Source organism: Cystobacter fuscus (assembly GCF_002305875.1).
Taxonomy (GTDB): Bacteria; Myxococcota; Myxococcia; order Myxococcales; family Myxococcaceae; genus Cystobacter; species Cystobacter fuscus_A.
The window spans coordinates 6,370,113-6,388,274 of the sequence record NZ_CP022098.1; the positions used below are offsets into that span (position 1 = coordinate 6,370,113).

The 18,162-nt window shown below is 68.9% G+C and carries 13 protein-coding genes; 5 read left to right on the top strand and 8 right to left on the bottom strand.

Annotation, left to right across the window (positions count from 1 at the left end; translation table 11 throughout):
* Positions 1 to 163 precede the first annotated feature (163 nt).
* The gene (locus CYFUS_RS25965; RefSeq protein WP_095987675.1) at positions 164 to 922 is read left to right on the top strand and encodes a hypothetical protein; all 759 of its coding nucleotides are present in this window, start codon (positions 164 to 166) and stop codon (positions 920 to 922) included.
* 12 nt (positions 923 to 934) lie between these two features.
* Here CYFUS_RS25965 and CYFUS_RS25970 read toward each other — a convergent pair whose 3' ends face one another.
* Positions 935 to 1,534 (bottom strand): hypothetical protein, encoded by a 600-nt coding sequence (locus CYFUS_RS25970; RefSeq protein ID WP_095987676.1) that lies wholly within the window; start codon positions 1,532 to 1,534, stop codon positions 935 to 937.
* A gap of 285 nt (positions 1,535 to 1,819) precedes the next feature.
* Here CYFUS_RS25970 and CYFUS_RS25975 point away from each other — a divergent pair, with 285 nt between their 5' ends.
* Positions 1,820 to 2,686: a DUF1206 domain-containing protein gene (locus tag CYFUS_RS25975; RefSeq protein WP_095987677.1), complete on the top strand. Its 867-nt coding sequence runs from the start codon at positions 1,820 to 1,822 to the stop codon at positions 2,684 to 2,686.
* Positions 2,687 to 2,735: 49 nt separating this feature from the next.
* On the opposite strand, the gene CYFUS_RS25980 is transcribed toward CYFUS_RS25975, so the two are convergent.
* A complete protein-coding gene (locus CYFUS_RS25980) occupies positions 2,736 to 6,002 on the bottom strand; it encodes a C45 family peptidase (RefSeq protein WP_095987678.1) in 3,267 nt (1,088 codons plus the stop codon).
* 190 nt (positions 6,003 to 6,192) lie between these two features.
* Here CYFUS_RS25980 and CYFUS_RS25985 point away from each other — a divergent pair, with 190 nt between their 5' ends.
* Positions 6,193 to 7,734 carry a LysM peptidoglycan-binding domain-containing protein gene (locus CYFUS_RS25985; protein WP_232536798.1) on the top strand — a complete coding sequence of 514 codons (1,542 nt, stop codon included), beginning with the start codon at positions 6,193 to 6,195 and terminating at the stop codon, positions 7,732 to 7,734.
* Positions 7,735 to 7,758: 24 nt separating this feature from the next.
* Here the strand turns inward: CYFUS_RS25985 and CYFUS_RS25990 are convergent, their stop codons facing one another.
* From CYFUS_RS25990 to CYFUS_RS26010, 5 genes are all read right to left on the bottom strand, one after another.
* Positions 7,759 to 8,739: a hydroxymethylglutaryl-CoA lyase gene (locus CYFUS_RS25990; RefSeq protein ID WP_095987680.1), complete on the bottom strand. Its 981-nt coding sequence runs from the start codon at positions 8,737 to 8,739 to the stop codon at positions 7,759 to 7,761.
* Between the two features lie 155 nt (positions 8,740 to 8,894).
* Entirely contained in the window at positions 8,895 to 9,623 is a 729-nt protein-coding gene (locus CYFUS_RS25995) for a class I SAM-dependent methyltransferase (protein ID WP_095987681.1), read from the bottom strand.
* 99 nt (positions 9,624 to 9,722) lie between these two features.
* Positions 9,723 to 10,916 (bottom strand): aminotransferase class I/II-fold pyridoxal phosphate-dependent enzyme, encoded by a 1,194-nt coding sequence (locus CYFUS_RS26000; RefSeq protein WP_095987682.1) that lies wholly within the window; start codon positions 10,914 to 10,916, stop codon positions 9,723 to 9,725.
* Positions 10,917 to 10,933: 17 nt separating this feature from the next.
* Positions 10,934 to 11,881, bottom strand: coding sequence for a phosphatase PAP2 family protein (locus CYFUS_RS26005; protein ID WP_095987683.1), 948 nt, complete (start codon positions 11,879 to 11,881; stop codon positions 10,934 to 10,936).
* Positions 11,878 to 14,376 (bottom strand): efflux RND transporter permease subunit, encoded by a 2,499-nt coding sequence (locus CYFUS_RS26010; protein ID WP_095987684.1) that lies wholly within the window; start codon positions 14,374 to 14,376, stop codon positions 11,878 to 11,880. Before CYFUS_RS26010 ends, CYFUS_RS26005 begins: the two co-directional genes overlap by 4 nt.
* A gap of 385 nt (positions 14,377 to 14,761) precedes the next feature.
* Between CYFUS_RS26010 and CYFUS_RS26015 the strand changes: the two genes are divergently transcribed.
* On the top strand, positions 14,762 to 16,303 hold the full coding sequence (locus tag CYFUS_RS26015; RefSeq protein WP_095987685.1) for an aminotransferase class I/II-fold pyridoxal phosphate-dependent enzyme: 1,542 nt from the start codon (positions 14,762 to 14,764) through the stop codon (positions 16,301 to 16,303).
* A gap of 6 nt (positions 16,304 to 16,309) precedes the next feature.
* The gene (locus CYFUS_RS26020; protein ID WP_095987686.1) at positions 16,310 to 17,491 is read left to right on the top strand and encodes an N-acetyltransferase; all 1,182 of its coding nucleotides are present in this window, start codon (positions 16,310 to 16,312) and stop codon (positions 17,489 to 17,491) included.
* 50 nt (positions 17,492 to 17,541) lie between these two features.
* Here CYFUS_RS26020 and CYFUS_RS26025 read toward each other — a convergent pair whose 3' ends face one another.
* On the bottom strand, positions 17,542 to 18,108 hold the full coding sequence (locus tag CYFUS_RS26025) for an MlaC/ttg2D family ABC transporter substrate-binding protein (protein ID WP_095987687.1): 567 nt from the start codon (positions 18,106 to 18,108) through the stop codon (positions 17,542 to 17,544).
* Positions 18,109 to 18,162 lie beyond the last annotated feature (54 nt).

Here is an 18,162-nt window from a genome sequence, read left to right on the forward strand (position 1 = left end):
CCTTCAGAGGGAAAGGCGCGAGAATCCATTCTTTCTGCCTTGTATACTTTTGACTTCCATGAAATGCCGGGGTAATTTTTCACACACGCGAATGAGGGCCGGGGGTGACCAGTGACCCACCCTCAAGAGCCGGATTCCACTTTTTCCTTGCGAGGAGAAGGCCATGAAGCGTGTCTTGGATCACATCGAGAAGAAGAAGCAGGAGCTGTCCCGGTCCTCATTCCTCAGCTTCATCGAGGACTCGTCGATCGAGGCGCGCGAACGCTTCGCCTTCGTGCCGTGTCTGGCGCCCTTCGCGATGGCTTTCATGGATCTCAACAAGTACGTCATCCGGGATGACAGCTCGCAGGATCCGGTTCAGCAGATGCTCAACGTGCACAGCCGCGAGGAGGATGAGCACTGGCGGATGTACGTGAAGGATCTGCGCACGCTGAACATGAACACGACGATGGACCTGGCCAGCGTGCTGAGGATGCTCTGGGGCAAGCACTGCCGGCACACGCGGATGCTGGCGTACGAGCTGACGCGCCTGGTGACGCGCCACCCGGATCCGCGCATCCGCTTCCTCATCGTCGAGGCGGTGGAGGGCACCGCCGACGTGGCGTTCGACGCCTTCTGCAAGGCGGCGGAGGACTTCGAGGCGCAGACGAGCAAGAAGCTGCACTACTTCGGCAAGACGCACGACATGATGGAGGCCAACCACACCATCACCAGCGACGCCGTGGAGGAGATGATGACCCGCCACGAGCTGACCGAAGAGCAGCTCACGGCGGCCCTGGACGCGGTGGACGAGGTGTACACGCTCTTCCAGGGCATGTTCGACGAGCTGCTCGAGTACGCCCTGTGGACGGGCAACTTCCACCGGGACATGTCCGGCATGGGCAAGTGGGCCGAGGTCTCCTGGTCCACCGCCACCATGTGAGCCCCTCGCGCCCTACTTCCAGGTCACCGAGTAGGAGCAGGACGGGAAGCCGCTGTTGCGGCACTGCGCGGGGTTCTGGTGCACCAGGGTGGCCGTGGGCTGGAAGCGATGGGCCATGGCCAGGACGACACCCTGATCGAAGACGCACGAGTAGGGCGTGTTCGTCTCACAGATGATCTGCTTCTTCCCCGCGACGGGCTTGCACGTGTAGTGACCAATGCCCTCGCCCATCTGTCCCGTCGACGGGGTGAACAGGGCCGCGCCGTTCTTGGCGTGGTTCATGTGGTAGACCACGTCGATGGAGTTCAGTCCGCTCTCGATGTTGGTCACGGTGGGCGGGAACTTCGCGTTGCGCAGCAGGGCCGCGCTCATCTGGCGGATGACGATGCTGCCGTACTCGTTCTGGATGCGTTCGATCGCCCGCAGGTTGTTGGCCAGCGGGTACCACTTCTCCGGATCGAACAGGATGGAGCCATCCGCGGCCTGGGTACCGAGCTGCTCATCGAGCATGATCTTGCCCGCGAGCACGGAGAAGGCACCGAAGGCATCGAGGATGTTCTGGATGTTGGCGCCGAGGACCTGGAAGGGCGCGAGGGCATCGTAGTTCTTCATGGGCGGATCACCGGCTGGCAAGGGGGTGAGAGAGCTTGCTCCATCAGTCCAGCATGAGGCGCAAGAGGCGGCAAGGATCGCTTGTTCGCCTCTCCCCTACGCTGGAGATCACCCCGCGGCCGAGGTTTGGCCGGAGCGGATCTCTACATCCACACGGGCTCGTCCGGCTGGTCTGGGCGCCGCCGGACGTGCGCTCGCCGAGACATTCCACGGCGGGTGCCTACCTTCCGGCACGGACGACCGGACGAGGATTCCGCGCACTTCCGGGCATGAGGGGGAACGGGGATGAACGAACTGGGCCGCAAAGCCGTGGAGCTGAAGAACCAGGGGGATCGACTCGGCGCGAAGGCGCTGCATCACCCCTGGATGGTGCCGCTGGCGCGCATGGGCTACCTGGCCAAGGGCGTGGTGTACGCCGTGGTTGGAGTGCTGGCGCTGCAGGTGGCCTTTGGCCAGGGCGGAGAGATGACGGACACGCGCGGGGCGCTGGCCTCGCTGGCTCGCGGGACGTGGGGCACGGCACTGCTGGCGGTGGTGGCCGTGGGCCTGCTGGGCTACGTGCTGTGGCGGGTGGTGCAGGCGTGGATGGATCCGGATGGCAAGGGCTCGGGGACCAAGGGGCTGGTGGTGCGGGCGGCCTATGGGGTGAGCGCGGTGATTCACGCCTCGCTGGCGGTGGCGGCCTTCCGGCTGGTGCTGGGCCGCGGCGGCGCGGGCCAGCATGGTGACCAGAGCATGCAGTCGTGGACGGCGAAGTTGCTGTCGGAGCCGTTCGGACAGGCGCTCGTGGCGGTGGTCGGGCTGGTGATCGCGGGCATGGGCGTGGCGCAGCTCACCAAGGCGTGGACGGAGAAGTTCCGCCGCAAGCTGAGCCTGCGGGACTTGAATGCCTCGCAGGAGCGCTGGGCGATGCGCGTGTGCAAGGGAGGCATCGCCGCCCGGGGCGTCGTGTTCGTGATGATGGGCTTCTTCTTCCTGATCGCGGCGCTGCGCTCCAACCCGAGCGAGGCCCGGGGGTTGGATGGAACCCTGGCGACACTGGCGCGCCAGCCGTATGGCGACGTGTTGTTGACCCTGGCCGCCGCGGGACTCGTGGCCTACGCGGTGTACATGGCCGTCGTCTCCCGCTACCGCAGGTTCCAGGGGGCGTGACCCGGTCCCGGCGGGTCCGAGAACCCGCCCGCCCCCACTCTCCCGGGGTTCAGTTCGTCTCCGTTGCCGCTCCGAGTGGCTTCACCTGGGGCGCCTCGGGGGCGGCGGCGGGCGCGGGCAGTTCCACCGCCAGGGCATCGAGATCATGGTAGCCCTTGGCGGTCACCTCGCCGTTGCGATAGAGCGCCCAGCCGCGCAGCTGTCCCGGTTGGAAGGCGCGCGTCATGTGCCAGAGCTGCGTGCCGCTGTTGGCCAGGTACAGGTAGAGCATCCGCTTCGGGTTCCACGGATTGGGCAGCGCCACCGCGAGTCCATCCTCGGGGCGGCCATACGTCTGGCCCCGCCAGCGGAAGAAGCGACGGCCCGGCTCCACCGGCAGCTTCTTCTCCGCCGCCAGCCTCGCCACCAGCGCGTTGTCCTCGGCCCCTCCGAGCACGAACAGATCGCGTCCGGCCAGCTCCGCGTCCGTCACCTCGGCGTCTGGTTTGAGCGGCGAGAGCTGATCCGTGAAGGCATCCGCCACGGTGTCGCGGAACTCGAGCGCCAGGGTGCGGCCGGCCTCCACCCCTCGCGCGGTGCCGTGCACGAAGAGCAGCTGGCTGAAGTCATCCAGGGCATTGGAGAGCACCTGGAAGTGCTCGCGCGGCACGGGGATGTCGTTGGTGGGGTTGAACACCACGCGCACCGGCCACTCGGCCACGTGGAAGGTGAAGGACTGCCGGGCCCCCTTCACCTCCACGCGCTCCAGCACCGAGCCCTTGTCCGTCACCAGCTCCACGGCGGTGACGAAGTGGTAGGGCACCCCGCCCTGCTCCACCTCGAGCGTCACGTCATGGCCCTCCCTCGCCTTCGCCACGCTCGCGCGCAGCCGGGGCGCGGGCAGTCCCGCACGCTCCACCCACTGTGAGACGAAGGGCGCCAGATCCCTCCCGGCCGCCTCGGACGCGGTGCGCACGAAGTCCTTCGTGGTGATGTTCTTCTGGGTGTAGCGCTCGTGGACCGTGCGCATCACCTTCGCGAAGGACGCGTTGCCCAGGAGCAGCCGCAACTGGTGCAACAGGAAGGTGCCCTTGATGCGGGGAATGGCATACGTGCCATAGCGGCTGTACGAGGTGCGCGCGGCCACCGGCACCACGTCTTCCTCGCGTGAGGTGAGATAGAGATAGCGCGCGTTGAGCTCCGCCAGGGAATCGCGCCGCGCCTCGAACACCTTGTCCGCCTCGTCCGGCGCATCGTGGAGCAGGTTCCAATAGGCCGCCGTGCCACTCACCAGCCAGTTCTCCCCGTCCGTGGCGGGAAACACCGTGTTGGCCCACAGGCGCTTCTCGTCGAAACCGAGCGACTCCTGGAGCTTCGTGAGGTCGCGCTTGCCGGCCGGAGCCTTCGTCTCCTTCGCACGCCGGGCCGCCTTGAGCTTGTCCGCCACGAACACCGGGCTGAAGGTGGTGTAGCCGAGCGTCAGGTGGGGCGTGGCGCCGGGCAGGTCCGCGATCCACCGGCCCCCCACCTTCTTCTCGCGCAGCGTCGTCTTGCCGTAATGGGCGAGGAACATGAGCTGGCGCGCCATCTCCCCGGTGGTGATCTTCCCGTCACACGCATGCGGGCGGTTGATGGGGCTGGAGGCCAGCATGCGGATGGCGTTGTCCAGGTCGATGCCACCCCGGCCGTGCTGCTCGAAGTACTTCTGGAAGGCGATGTCCCGATTCCAGGTGTTGAAGGCCAGGTCCACCGGGGCGTTCAGGGGGTTGGCGATGGACTCCTTGCGCATCTCCAGATCGCGGTTGTTGTTGTTGGCCCAGATGAAGTCCTTGAGCCCTCCCGGGGTGTCCGCGGCGTGCTTCGCGTCGCCGGTGCGCCACATGCGCGACGTCTTGGTGCCGAGCGTGAAGCAGGCACCCTCGCCCGTCTTCGTATCCGCGAGCGTCCAGTCATTGGTGTACAGGCCGTTGTTGCGCTCCTTGAGCAGCTTCGCCACCTCGTCGATGGAGGACGCGTACTGGGCGGCCTTGCGGATGCGGTTGCTCTGGGGCGTGCCGTCGGGATCGAAGGGCGTCTGGCCCACCGTCGTCTCGCCGATGACGATCCCCGCGTCGTTGATGAACCAGTCGGCGCCGCTGTGGATGCCTCCGGGGAACGTCTGCATGATGAAGCGGTGGCCCTTCGTGGGCTGCACGTCCAGCATCACGTCCCAGTGCACCCCGGTGTAGCCGTTCCACATGAAGATCTGGCCCATGATGAAGTCGCCCCCGCGCGTGGCGGACTTCGTGGCCACGAAGGACGAGCAATGGTCTCCCTCGCCCGCGCGCGCCGTCTCGTCCTCGGCCTTGAGGAAGGTGCGGCCCGACAAGGGCGTGGCGCTCACCCGGTTGGCGCTCTCGAGCTGGCCCAGGTCCACCGCCGAGTTCAGCGCCGCGATGTCCAGCAGCTCCAGCTCCCGGTTCTTGAACTTCACCCCCGCCCGGTTCACCCCGTCCGCGATGCCACGCATCTCCTCGAGGAACTCGGGATCGTAGCGGCGCAGGAAGAGCGAGTCGGTCAGCAGCCGCACCTGCTCCCATCCGTTGACCAGATCCTGGCGGTTCTTCTGCGTGCCGAGCTTCTCCATGTAGCGCACGATGTCCTCCGCCACGAGCTCGCCGTATTGCTGGCCCCGCTCGTACGGCGCGCCCTCGATGTGGACGTACTTCCACCCGCCGTCGTCGTAGCGGAAGCCCTTGCCCGCCCACCGCACGGACTCCGGGGGGATGTACGCGCCGATGTCGTCCACCTCCTCCAGGCGCACGTCATCGAACCACGCCGAGCCCGTGGCCGCGCCGTTGCGGCCCAGGTGCAGCCGCACCTTGTCCGTGGCCTGGGGCGCGAAGAAGAGCACCGAGACGCGGCCCTCCTGCTCCGCCCCCAGCGAGGGCGAGCAGTTGGTGAAGGGAAAGCTCTGCATGGACACGCACGCCCCGAGCGCCGTGGGGTAGCGCGCCTGGGCGTCCGCCCGCACGCCCCGGGTGCGCACCCACGCACTGAGGCGGTAGAGGTGGCCCACCTGGAGCTTCACCGGCTCGGACTCGACGGTGGTCTCGGCGCCCGCCTCCGGGTGCGCGATGACGAGCCCCACCGTGCCCTCGGACCGCACGTCCGCGCTGGATTCCACCCGGCCCGGGCCACTCACGCTCCACCCCGAGGGCCGCCCGGTGGCCAGACGCGTCTCGAAGCCGGCGTTGGACAGGGACACGGGCGCGGCCCGGGCGGGCACGGCGGACAGGGCTGTCGCGATGAGCCACCAGAGGCCTGGCAGGCGCGAGGAAAGGCGGAGAGCGGTCATGTCCGTCCCGAGGCGAGGGTGAGGAAGACGCACGCTTCTCCCCCTGCTTCCCTCCGGGCGTCAACCCGTCCGGCATGCCCGGCACGCCGCCTCCCTACCCCCCGGGTTCTTCCCGCCTGCTCGCCTGCTGTACCGCCAGGTTGGATCCTTTGTTTGGTGGACCAGGAATTTCAGGCGATGCTGTGACTCAGTGCGTTCCCCATCCTGGATAGTCCTGTTGCTGTGCGCGGGTTGCACCGCGCATGTCGCGTCCACCGTCCCCGCCCCCCCGGTGACGACCGCCTCCTCGGAAGGCCCGCCGCCAGCCGAGGCTCCGGCTCCCTCGGTGTCCCCCTCGCCCGAGGCGATCCCGGTGACGAGCACCCCGGTCGAGACGCTCGCCACGGCGCCCTCCCCGGCCACCCCGAGCACCGAGGTGGAGGAAGAGGACGACGAGGAGTCGGCGGACGCCTCCGAGGGCGCGGAGGGCGAGGAGGAGACCGAGACGAGCGCGGACTCCTCGATGCCCTCGGGGCCCTTCTATACGGCCGAGTACTCGGACGAAGCGCTCACGGAGATGTGGAAGAAGCAGCCCAAGGAGCTCGGCTCCATCTCGGTGGGCTTCGTGCACAGCGGCCGGATGGTGAACTCGGTCCAGTTCCCGCAGGGGGATGCGTGGATCGTCGTGTCGCCCGAGCTGGCGTGGGCCACCCAGGAGACGATCGACTACACCATCCGGGCCATCCGCGAGGTCCGCGCCGCCTACCCCAAGGCCCCCGCCCTCCGGGTCAATCAGATCAGCTCCCGCGACGGCGGCTATCTGCGCCCGCACAAGAGCCACCAGTCCGGCCGGGACCTGGACCTCGGCTTCTACTACCCCACGGTGGATCCCATCCGGGCGCGCGAGCGCGAGAAGTACATCGATCTCGAGCTCAACTGGGCGCTCATCAAGTCGCTCATCCAGCACACCGACGTGCAGATGATCCTCGTGGACAAGCGCGTGCAGAAGGTCCTGCGCGAGTACGCCCTGAGCAAGGGCGAGGATCCGAAGTGGGTCGCCTCGCTCTTCGGGGACTCGGCCCTCATCAAGCACGCGCGCGGCCACCGCGATCACTTCCACGTGCGCTTCTACAACCCGCGCGCCCAGGAGCTGGGCTGGCGCATCGCCCCGCTGCTCGCGCTCCAGCCGGATCAGAACATGGTCATGCACCGGGTGCGCTCGGGTGACACGCTCGGCGGCATCGCCCTGCGCTACGGCTCCGGCGTGCAGGCCATCAAGAAGGCCAGCCGGCTGCGCAGCATCCTCTTGCGGATCGGCCAGGTGCTCGCGGTGCCCCTGCGCGGCCCCTGCACCCGCTGCCCCGTGCCGCCCCCCGTCATCGTCCCGCCGCGCAAGCTGCCGCCAGGACTCGCCCCGGAGGCCCCCGCCGTGGCCAGCACGCCCGCGCCCTCCCCCGCTCCGGTCGAAACGGCCGTGGCCCCCGTCGAGCCCACGCCCTCGGCCAACCCCACCGAGACGGCCGCGGCCTCCGCCGAGTCCACGCCCGCTCCCGCCGAGCCCACGCCCACCAGCGAGCCCGCGGTCCTGAGCGCGCAGGAGCCCCCGGTGGCCGCGGAGCCCACGCCGGCCCTGCGGCCAGTCGAGACGACGGAGCCCGCCCCCACGGAGATGCCCGCGCACGCGGCGTCCCCGGCGGAGAAGTCCGAGCGCGGCCCCCTGACCGCGGGCAGCGCGGCCGGGACCGTGCAGTAGTCCGAACGAGAGGACGAGCGACGGTCAGGCCTGGCTACGGGCCCGGCGACTCGCCTTCTTCTCGCGCTCGCCGAGCGCGGCCTGGAGGAACTTCCCCGCCAGCTTCCGGCCGATGAGCTCCTGGGCCACCATGCCCGCCTCGACGAGGCGATCCAGGTTGATGCCCGTCTCCACGCCCATGCCGTGCAACATGTAGACGATGTCCTCGGTGGCGAGGTTGCCCGCCGCGCCCGGGGCATAGGGGCAGCCGCCCAGTCCGCCGATGCTGGCATCGAACGTCGTCACGCCCATCTGCAGGCCCACCAGCGCGTTGGCCAGGGCCGTGCCGCGCGTGTCGTGCAGGTGCAGCGCCAGACTCTCCACCGGCAGGTGCTCGAGCAGCGCGGAGAGGATCGTCTCCGTCTGCCGGGGCGTGCCCACGCCGATCGTGTCCCCGAGGCTCAACTGATAGATGCCGTCGGAGATGAGCGCCCGGCTGATCTCCACCACGCGTGAGACGGGCACCTCGCCCTCGTAGGGGCAGCCCCACACCGTGGACAGGTAGCCGCGCACCCGCAGGCCGGCCTTGAGCGCCGCTTCACTCGTCTGCCGAGCCTCGGCCACCGCCTCGGCGATGCTCTTGTTGATGTTCTTTTGCGAGTGGGCCTCGGACGCGGAGATGAAGATCGCCGCCTCCTCCAGCCCCGCTTCCTTCGCGCGCGCCAGGCCCTTGAGGTTGGGCACCAGGGCGGAGAACGTGACGCCCTCGCGCCGCCCCACCAGCCGCAGGAGCTCCTCGGCGTCCGACAGCTGGGGAATCCACTTGGGGTGGACGAAGGACGTGACTTCGATGCGCTTCTCGCCCGCGGCGATCAACGCCTCGATGAGACGTGCCTTGTCGCGCGTGGGAAGTGTGCGCAATTCGTTCTGCAAGCCGTCGCGCGGGCCGACCTCGTAGAGGTCCACCCGCCGCGGAAGACTGCCAAGCCCTGTGACGCGAGGGCCGCGATGTTGGTTCGAGTCCACTGGATGATGTCCTGCGTCGAGCTTCCCGCCGACCGCCTCGACGTCTTCCTGGAGGGCGCCGACAAACACCTGGGGGGCGTCGGGTGCCCCCTGTGTAGATGATCTCCCGGGCCGCGTCGCGCAAGACTATCGCGAGGTTCTTCCCGCCCCTCATGTCAGGCAGGCCGCACCCGCGCGCCCACGATGAGATCCAGGGAGGACTCCGAGGGCGGCTCCCCCTCCAGCCCGCCGTGGATCCAGTCCACCGAAAACCCCGTGGATTCCAGCAGTTGGGTCAACTCCTCGAGCCGGTAGTAGCGGATGGCGTACCGGCCCGAGAGCACGCGCCCGTCGGGCAGCGTCAAGCGGCGGGTGGCCTCGTCCCGACCACGCACCGCGTCGAAGCGGCTCTGCTCTTCCAGGTGGCTGCCGTCGGGCAACTGGCCCGAGAAGGACGCCTGGGGCTCGGACTCCAGGCGCTCGCGCGGCACGGTGTGCAACACCAGCAGGCCTCCCGGTCGCAGACTGCGCGCCACCTCGCGCAACAGCGCCACGTGCTCCTCGTCGGAGAAGACGAACAGGGTCGAGTACCAGGCGTAGGCCCCGGCCAGGGAGCCGGGGCGGAAGGGAAGCGAGCGCAGATCGGCGCGCACCACGGGAAAGCCCGGGAGGCGCTCGCGCAGGGTGAGGGCATCCAGCTCCAGGCCGAGGATGCGGCCCGCCAGGGCACCCCGGGTGTTCAGCGGAGCGGCGTGCCGGCCATGGCCACAGCCCAGGTCCACGAGGGGGCCCGGGAGCGCGAGGCCCTGGAAGGCACGTTCGAGGTAGGCCACTTCCCTCTCCGTCGTCTCCGGGGAGAGGAAGGGCAGCGTGGAGCGCAGGTACAACTCGCCGAAGAAGCTCAGAGCGGACCGCCCTTTCGTTGGATGGCGCGGGCGTTGTAGCTGGAGCGGGCATCCGGATCGAGCCAGCCGCGAAGCGAGCGCCCGGCGCGTGGGAGGCCCTCAGCGTGACGGGGCGAGCCCTTCCTTCAGCCGGCGGGTCGCTTCATCGAGCACCGCGTCGGTCTTGCAGAAGGCGAAGCGCGCGAAGCCCCGTCCCAGGTGCCGGTGCTCGGGCCCGTAGAAGACGCTCGGCGGAATGGCGGCGACGCCCACGTGCGTCACCAGGTGGCGGCAGAAGGCCACATCGTCGCCGTGCCCCTGTCCGGAGATGTCCGCGAGGATGAAGTAGCTGCCCTCGGGGGAGTGGGCCTTGAGCCCCGCGCGCGTGAGGCCCGCGAGCAGGCGCTCGCGCCGGGCGTGGTAGGTGTGGCTCAGCTCCTGGAAGTACGAGTCCGGCAGCCGCAGCGCCGCCGCCATGGCGACCTGCAGGGGCGAGGCGGTGGCGAACGTGACGAACTGGTGCGCGCGCCGCACGGCGTCGTTGAGCGCGGGGGGCGCGATGAACCACCCCACCTTCCAGCCGGTGAGGCTGAACGTCTTGCCCCCGCTGCTCACCGTCACCGTGCGGTCGGCGAGCACGGGCAGCGTGGCGGCGCGCACGTGCCGCGCCGGGCCGAAGACGATGTGCTCGTACACCTCGTCCGAGAGCACGCGCGCGTCGTGCTCGGCGCACAGGCCGCCGAGGAACTCGAGCTCCTCGCGGGTGAACACCTTGCCGGTGGGATTGTGGGGCGAGTTGATGATGAGCAGGCGCGTGCGGGGGCCGAACGCCGCGCGCACCTCGTCGCGATCGAACCACCACGTGGCGTGCGTGGCATCCGGGGGGCGCAGGGGCACGTAGCGCGGCCGGGCTCCGACGAAGGTGACGTTGGCGTCGTACGAGTCGTAGAAGGGCTCGAAGAGCACCACCTCGTCGCCCGGGTCCACCAGCCCCAGCAGCACACAGAGGATGGCCTCGGTGGCGCCGCTGGTGACGGTCACCATGGTGTCCGGATCGAGCTGCTGGCCGTAGAAGCGCGCGGCGTGCTCGGCGATGGCCACGCGCAGCGCGCGCAGGCCAATGCCCGGGGCGTACTGATTGATCCCCTCGGTGATGGCCGTGCGCGCGGCCTCCTTGACGGCCTCGGGCCCATCGAAGTCCGGGAAGCCCTGTCCCAGGTTCACCGCGCCATGCTGGAGGGCCAGCGCGCTGAATTCCGAGAACACGGTGGTGCCCAGGGGGGCCACCCTACCCGCGAGTACCGGCCTGCTCATGCGTCACGCTCCCTTGTTCAGGAGCGCACGATAGCGTCCATTCCCACCGGACGCTCCACAGTTCCGCGCCGCGCCATCGAACGGGTATAGGCCATGGCGAAGCCCACCACCCCGAGCAGCAGGGGCACGGCGCACATCAGGTCCGTGGCGTAGTGGAAGCGGCCCACGAGCGTCGCCGCGATGAGGCCCAGCCCCGGCAGCAGCATCACCCGGAAGACGCGCCGCTCGAAGCGCAGGGCGTACACCAGCACCACGAGCGTGGCCCCGGTGTGGCCCGAGGGGAAGCAATCCTTGGCGAACCCCGGCTGGCGCATGGCCGACTCCAGGTAGGGCGTGAACCACAGGCCCTGGAGCGTCTCGGGGAAGGCCGCGAAGAGGAAGTAGCGCGGGCCGATGGCCGGCACGAGCGAGTACAGCACGAAGTTGAAGGCGAAGAAGAGGCTGAGCGCCAGGAGGTACTCGTCGAAGGCCTCGCGCTTGCTGGCGAAGTAGAGCGTCGCCCCGAGCACCAGCGGCCACAGGAAGTAGCCGTAGTAGCAGAGCATGAGCAGCTCGGTGAGCCAGGGCGGCGAGAGCTGGCCAAGCACCACCGACACCTGCGCGCCGAACAAGCGCTGATCCAGGGTGGCGAGCTGTGCGTCCTGCAGTCCGGGCGACACGGCGGTCACCAGCGGACACATGGCGCCATGGCCCAGGGCCACCACGGGCAGCAGCCAGAAGGAGGCCACGAAGGAGAGCAGGCGCTGGCGGGGAAAGTAGGACTCCAGGGTGCGCAGCACCAGGGGGCCGAGCGCGAAGATGAAGAAGGTGACAGCGGAGCTGGCCGCGCCGGGAGCCCACCGGTAGGGCCCCACGAGCAGGAATGCGGCACAGGCACAGGCGACGATGATGACGACGTCGACGGGCTTGAACCGAACCTCAGGCGCGTCCGGAAGGACGCGGCGCTCCAATGTCGCTGTCTTCACGCAGATTTACGCTCCCCTGGCTCTACGGCCACCTCCCCGGGGGGAGCGCCGATTTCCAGGCTCTGAACCCGACCCGCCCCAACCTCGACCCCACCACCCTTCCGACCCTTCTGTCGCTCGAGCAACGCGAGCAGGGCCGGAAAGAACACCGTGGTGCCCAGGAAGGTGCACATGACGCCCAGAAGTGCAATCTGACCAATCGATCTCAAGCCCGCGTGGTGGGAAATCAACAGAGCGCCATACCCCGCGGCGTTGGACAGGGTTGCCACCACGGCCGCCAGCCCCGTGTGCCGCACGACATGGCCGAGCGAGCCCGGCCCCTCTTCCTCGTAGCGGTGGAAGAGGTGCACCGAGTTGTCCACGGCGATGGCGAGCAGGTTGGGCAACACCACGGCATTGATGAAGTTGAGCTTGACGTCGAAGAGGTACATCCCCCCCGCCAGGCAGAGCATGCCCAGGAACAGCGGCCCGGCCACCAGGCAGGCACGCTTGAAGCTGCGCAGGCTGACGAGCAGCGCGAGGAACACCACCGCTGCGGCCGACCAGAGGATGAAGGGCCCGTCGGCGCGCACCATGGAGAAGATGCGCGCGGCGATGAGGTTGCTGTCCAGCACCGCCAGGTCCACGCCCCGGGCCTGGGCCCCGTCGATCACCTCGCCCACCTGCGAGGACCACGCCGCGAGCTCGCGCGTGTCGTGGTTGGACACCGAGGGCAGGAGCAGGAGGAACAGGCCCTTGCCATCGAGCGCCTCGAAGCGGCGCCGCACCTCCAGGGGCACCTGGCCGGGCCCATGGGGCTGGGACTCGAGCATCTTCGTCACGGTGACCACGCGGGAGTCCGCCCGGACATCCTCGGGCAGCTTGTCGAGCGAGGCACGCAGGGCGGAGATCTGCTCGGCGTGCGCCGGCACGTCCTGGGGCAGCAGATCATTGAGCGACGCGGACATCTTGATGGCCGAGTCGGCGCCATGCCGCTGCTTCACCTCCTGGATGACCTCCCGCACCACCCGGGCCTCCTCCAAGTCCTTCACCAGGAGGATGGCGGGATTGAGCGATGTGCCGGTCTCCTGGATGATGTGCTCGTCCAGCCGCACGGTGGGCGAGTCCCCCTTGAGCTTGCGCATGTCGGTCTCGAAGCCCACGCGGGGTGACACGTAGAGCGACCAGGCCGCCAGGCTCAGCACCGCCACGAGGATGCTGGCGACTCCCGCCGTGGGCCAGCTCTTGCCGGAGGGCACGAAGGCCGGCGTGGACGGCTCGGGGGCATGCTCCCGCGCCGCCTGACGTCCCGGGCGCAGCCGCTCGGCGAGCACGAGCAGCGCGGGGCCCAGGGCATAGGCGCTGAGCACCGCCAGCAGGACGCCCACCCCGGCGAGCAGCCCGAACTGCTGGAAGGCGGTGAACTGGGCGAACACGAGCACGAAGAAGGCCGCCGCGTTCGTCAGCCCCGAGGTGAGCGCGCCGGAGAAGGTGCCCCGCACGGCCGCGGAGAGCGCCTCGGACACCGGGAGTTCACGCCGCTCCTCCCAGTAGCGCATGGCCAGGTGGATGCCGTACTCCAGGCCCAGGCCGATGAGGATGGCCACCAGGAAGCCCGTGACGATGTTGAGGTGGCCGATCGCCAGCTCGGCGAAGGCGAACGTGAACGCCACGCCGAACACCACGGGCACGCCCACCACGGCCAGCGCCCACAGCCGCCGCGTGGCCAGGAGGATGATGCCCACCGCCATCAGCGCCGAGAGCACGCCCGCGCGCGTGAGGTCCGTGCGCATCACCGCGTCCTCCTCCAACCGCGCCTGGAAGGCCCCTCCGTAGTCGAGCTTCACGCCGGGCGTGCCGCGCGCGAGCTGCTCGGCCTCGCGCCGCACGTCATCCACGAGCTTCTGCGCGAACACCAGATCGGCCGCCGTGCCGTCCGGCTTCACCATGAGGTACATCTCCGTGCCGTCCCGGCTGGAGAGGTACTCGCGCATGGGCGCCTCGGGGCTGTACTTCTTCACGAGCGCCTCGAAGTCCGGCGGCGCGTCCTGCTCGTCGAGCAGGTCCACCGCGAGCGCCTTCTGCTTCTCGTAGCGCAGCCGCGCCTCCGCCTCCTTGCGCAGCTCGCGCAGCTTCTCGATGGGCAGCAGCCACAGGCCGCGCTCCTCGAAGAAGCCCACGTCGAAGTGGTGCTCCACGTAGCGCACCTCGGGCAGCGTCTCGAGCTGGCGCGCCAGCGTGCCGGCGAAGGCGCGCAGCTGCTCGGGCGGCAGGCCCTGTGCGCGCACCACCAGGTAGCCGTCGCCGCCGGACTTCTGCGCCACGCGTGCGAGATCCTTCACCTCGCGTGCTTCGTCGGGCAGCAGCTCCACGAAGGAGCCGCGGAACTCGAGGCGTCCGGCCAGCAGGGCGCCTCCCAGCGCGAGGAGCGTGAACGCGAGGAGCACCCGCCCAGGCCGCGTGAGCGACGCCCGCAGGAAGGTCTCGAACCACCGCTGTCGATGCGACTCTGCCAAGCCTTGACCCCAATCCAGTGGAGGCCCTCAAAGAGCAAACTTCCGGATTCCTGTCACGGACCTCCCGATTCCAGTTCGAACCCCTCCCCCGCTCCGGGCCTTCCGGCCAACCCCGGGGCTCGCCCCCCCGCAACCAGGGCAATCGAGTCCGGGTGTGCAGCCGGTTGCGCACTCGGACGCACGGCAAGGGCACGGGTGGGAGTCGTCACGAGCCGGGGAGGCACCGAGTGCCACCGAGGAGGGAGCCCGTGGGAGGGGCCGATGCCTTGACACCCGGGAGGTGACTCAATATTGACGCCACGCCGCCCCCCCGAGAAGGACCCTCGTCGCGAGGCCCGGATACCCCACGGCCCCGGCGTGCGCCCCGGATTCAGAGAAGACCGCCATGAGTGACGTGTTCGACAAGTGCCGCAACTGGAACGACTACCGCATCGCCAAGGCCACGGGACTCTACCCGTACTTCCGTGCCATCGAGGAGTCCTTTGGCGCCACCGAGGTCCAGATCGAGGGCCGCCGCGTCATCATGGTGGGCTCGAACAACTACCTGGGCCTGAGCGCGGACCCGCGGGTGAAGGAGGCGGCGATCAAGGCGGTGGAGCGCTACGGCACCACGTGCTCGGGCTCGCGCCTGCTCAACGGCACGCTCGCGCTGCACGAGGAGCTGGAGCACCAGTTCGCGAAGTTCCTCAACCGTGAGTCGGCGCTCGTCATCTCCACGGGCTTCCAGACGAACCTGGCCATGGCCTCCATCCTGGGCCGCCACGACATCGTCTTCGCGGACCGGCAGAACCACGCCTCGCTGGTGGACGGCGTGCGCCTGTCCTTCTCCACCGAGCGCAAGTACCGCCACAACGACCTGGAGCACCTCGAGCAGCTCCTGCAGCAGTCGGTGGAGAAGGAGCCCAAGGCCGGGCGCATCATCGTCACCGACGGTGTGTTCTCCATGGAGGGCGACATCTGCGACCTGCCGCGCATCGTGGAGCTGTCGAAGAAGTACAACGCGCGGGTGATGACGGATGACGCGCACGCCATGGGCGTGCTCGGCGAGAAGGGCCGGGGCACCTCCGAGTACTTCGGCCTGGAGGCGGAGACGGACCTGGTCATGGGCACGTTCTCCAAGAGCTTCGCGTCGCTGGGTGGCGTGCTCGCCGGGCCCCAGGACGTCATCAACTACATGCGCCACAAGTCGCGCTCGGTCATCTTCTCCGCGTCCATGACGCCCGCCTCCGTGGCGAGCGCGCTCAAGGCGCTGGAGATCATCCAGGCCGAGCCCGAGCGGCGCGCGCGCCTGATGGACATCGCGGAGAAGATGCACAACGGCTTCCGCGCCATGGGCTTCGACACGGGCGTGTCGGTGACGCCGGTGGTGCCGGTGCTCATCGGCGATCAGGTCAAGTGCTTCCGCTTCTGGAAGGCGCTGCACGAGGCGGGCGTGTTCGCCAACCCCGTGATTCCGCCCGCGGTGGAGCCGGGCCACGCGCTCATCCGCACCAGCTACATGGCCACGCACACCGACGAGCAGCTCGATCGGGTGCTCGACATCTTCGAGCAGATTGGCAAGAAGATGGACGTCATCCCCCAGACGCGGCCCTCCAGCTACACGCCGGTGCAGATCGCCCGTCCCCACACCTTCGTGCGCAACAACAAGGCGTCGGACAAGTGGGCCGCCGCGGCCGCCGGGGAGCTCGCCCCCAACGGCTTCTCGTTGGATCAGCTCTCGCGCATGTCCTCGCGCGAGGTGGCCGGCCGGCTCTTCGACGCGGTGGAGAACCTCACCTGGCGCGCCGCCAACCTCCAGTCCGAGGATCTGCGCAAGCTCGGGCAGATGCCGCTGAAGCTGTGGGAGAAGCGCGCGAACATCCCCGGGCTGTTGCTGGAGAAGGGCGCCAACCTCTTCATCCGCAACGGTCGCGAAGACAGGAGCTAGTCACCCATGGCCGCCGCCGAACCGTCCACCGCAGCAGGCACTCCCCTGCCTCCCCTCCCCGCCAACGTGGAGGTGACGCCCGTGCGCACCTCGGCGGAGCGCACGGCCTTCATCCGCTTCCCCTACACCATCTACCGGGGGGACCCGAACTGGGTGCCCCACCTGGAGATGGAGCGCCGGGACTTCATCGACCCGCGCAAGAACCCCTTCTTCGAGTTCGGCGAGGTGGAGTTCTTCCTCGCCCGCCGGGAGGGACAGGTGGTGGGACGCATCGCCGCGGTGAACAACCCGCGCTACAACGAGTTCCAGAAGACGAACGTCGGCTTCTTCGGGCTCTTCGAGTGCGTGAACGACGCGGGCGTGGCCCGGGCGCTGTTCGAGGCCGCGGCGGGCTGGCTGCGCGCCAAGGGCTTCACCTCGGTGATCGGCCCGATGAGCTACTCGACCAACCACGAGGTGGGGTTGCTCGTCGAGGGGTTCTCCACCCCGCCGGCCATCATGACGACGTACAACCCGCCCTGGTACGCCGCGCTCATCGAGGCCAACGGCTACGCGAAGGTGAAGGATCTGTACGCGTGGGAGCTGTCCTCCGCCACCCCGCCGCCGGAGAAGGTGGCGCGCGTGGCGGAGAAGATCCGTCAGCGCGAGGGCGTCACCGTGCGCCCGGTGAACCTCAAGGACTTCGACGGCGAGGTGGCCCGCATCAAGGCCATGTACAACAAGGCCTGGGAGAACAACTGGGGCTTCGTGCCGATGACGGAGGCCGAGTTCGACAACCTGGCGCGCGAGCTCAAGCAGATGGTGCGTCCGGAGCTGGTGCTCATCGCCGAGGTCAAGGGTGAGCCGGTGGCGTTCGGGCTCACCGTCCCGGATGCCAACGAGGCCCTCAAGGCCGCCAACGGTCGGCTCACCACGTTCGGCCTGCCCATCGGGCTCGCGAAGCTGCTGCTGGCCTCGCGCAAGATCCGCCGGCTGCGTCTCATCCTGCTCGGCACCGTCGAGGGCTATCGGCGCCGGGGCCTGGACGCCATCCTCTACCTGGACACGCTGCGCACCGCGCGCGAGCTGGGCTTCGAGGGCGGGGAGATCTCCTGGACGCTCGAGGACAACCACCTCGTCAACCGCGCCATCGAGTCCATGGGCGGCAAGCGCTCCAAGATCTTCCGCGTCTACGAGAAGCCCCTGTAACCGCCGAAGGGGGGCCCTCTATCGGGGGCCCCTGCCCTCTCGTCCCCGCATCAGGGGATGAGGGTCTTCTCGATCTGCGCCCGCTTGGCCTTGAGCGTGGCGAGCAGCCCATCGAAGCCCTTGGTGGCGAGGATCTTCCGGAACTGCTCCTGGTAGGTCTCCAGGAGCGAGACGTCATCGGTGACCACGTCGTAGATGCGCCATGCGGCCTGGTCGCCCGAGCGGTAGAGCTTGTAGTTCACCGGGTACTTGTCCCGGTTGACGTTGACGGTGGTGTCCACGCTGGCCTCGTTGCCCTCGATGGACTCCTTGCCGTAGTGCACCTGGGTGCGGCCCTGGCCGAGCGCCTTCTGGGCGTAGGAGGCGCGCAGCAGGCCCTCCATGGTGCTGGAGAAGTCCTTGCGCTGGGCGGCGGTGAGCTTGTTCCACGTCTCGCCGAGCGCGCGCTTGGACAGCTCACCGAAGTCCACGAAGCGCTCCACCACCTGGTAGACCTGCTCCGCGGTGGCCGCCTTGGCGGAGGCGACCTTCTGGACGTTGGTGTTGCCCTCCTTCACGACCTCGAGCGGGCCAGGCGAGGCGGTGAGGAGCACGGCGGTGAGCAGGGAGACGAGCATGGATGGGGGCTCCGGCATTGAGGGGTGAAACGGGGTGAGACGATGAGGGCCAGG

Excerpts from the sequence above, each read along its gene's own strand:
- CYFUS_RS25965 (WP_095987675.1), top strand. The coding sequence starts at position 164 with ATGAAGCGTGTCTTGGATCACATCGAGAAGAAGAAGCAGGAGCTGTCC.
- CYFUS_RS25970 (WP_095987676.1), bottom strand. The coding sequence starts at position 1,534 with ATGAAGAACTACGATGCCCTCGCGCCCTTCCAGGTCCTCGGCGCCAAC.
- CYFUS_RS25975 (WP_095987677.1), top strand. The coding sequence starts at position 1,820 with ATGAACGAACTGGGCCGCAAAGCCGTGGAGCTGAAGAACCAGGGGGAT.
- CYFUS_RS25980 (WP_095987678.1), bottom strand. The coding sequence starts at position 6,002 with ATGACCGCTCTCCGCCTTTCCTCGCGCCTGCCAGGCCTCTGGTGGCTC.
- CYFUS_RS26000 (WP_095987682.1), bottom strand. The coding sequence starts at position 10,916 with ATGAGCAGGCCGGTACTCGCGGGTAGGGTGGCCCCCCTGGGCACCACC.
- CYFUS_RS26015 (WP_095987685.1), top strand. The coding sequence starts at position 14,762 with ATGAGTGACGTGTTCGACAAGTGCCGCAACTGGAACGACTACCGCATC.
- CYFUS_RS26020 (WP_095987686.1), top strand. The coding sequence starts at position 16,310 with ATGGCCGCCGCCGAACCGTCCACCGCAGCAGGCACTCCCCTGCCTCCC.
- CYFUS_RS26025 (WP_095987687.1), bottom strand. The coding sequence starts at position 18,108 with ATGCTCGTCTCCCTGCTCACCGCCGTGCTCCTCACCGCCTCGCCTGGC.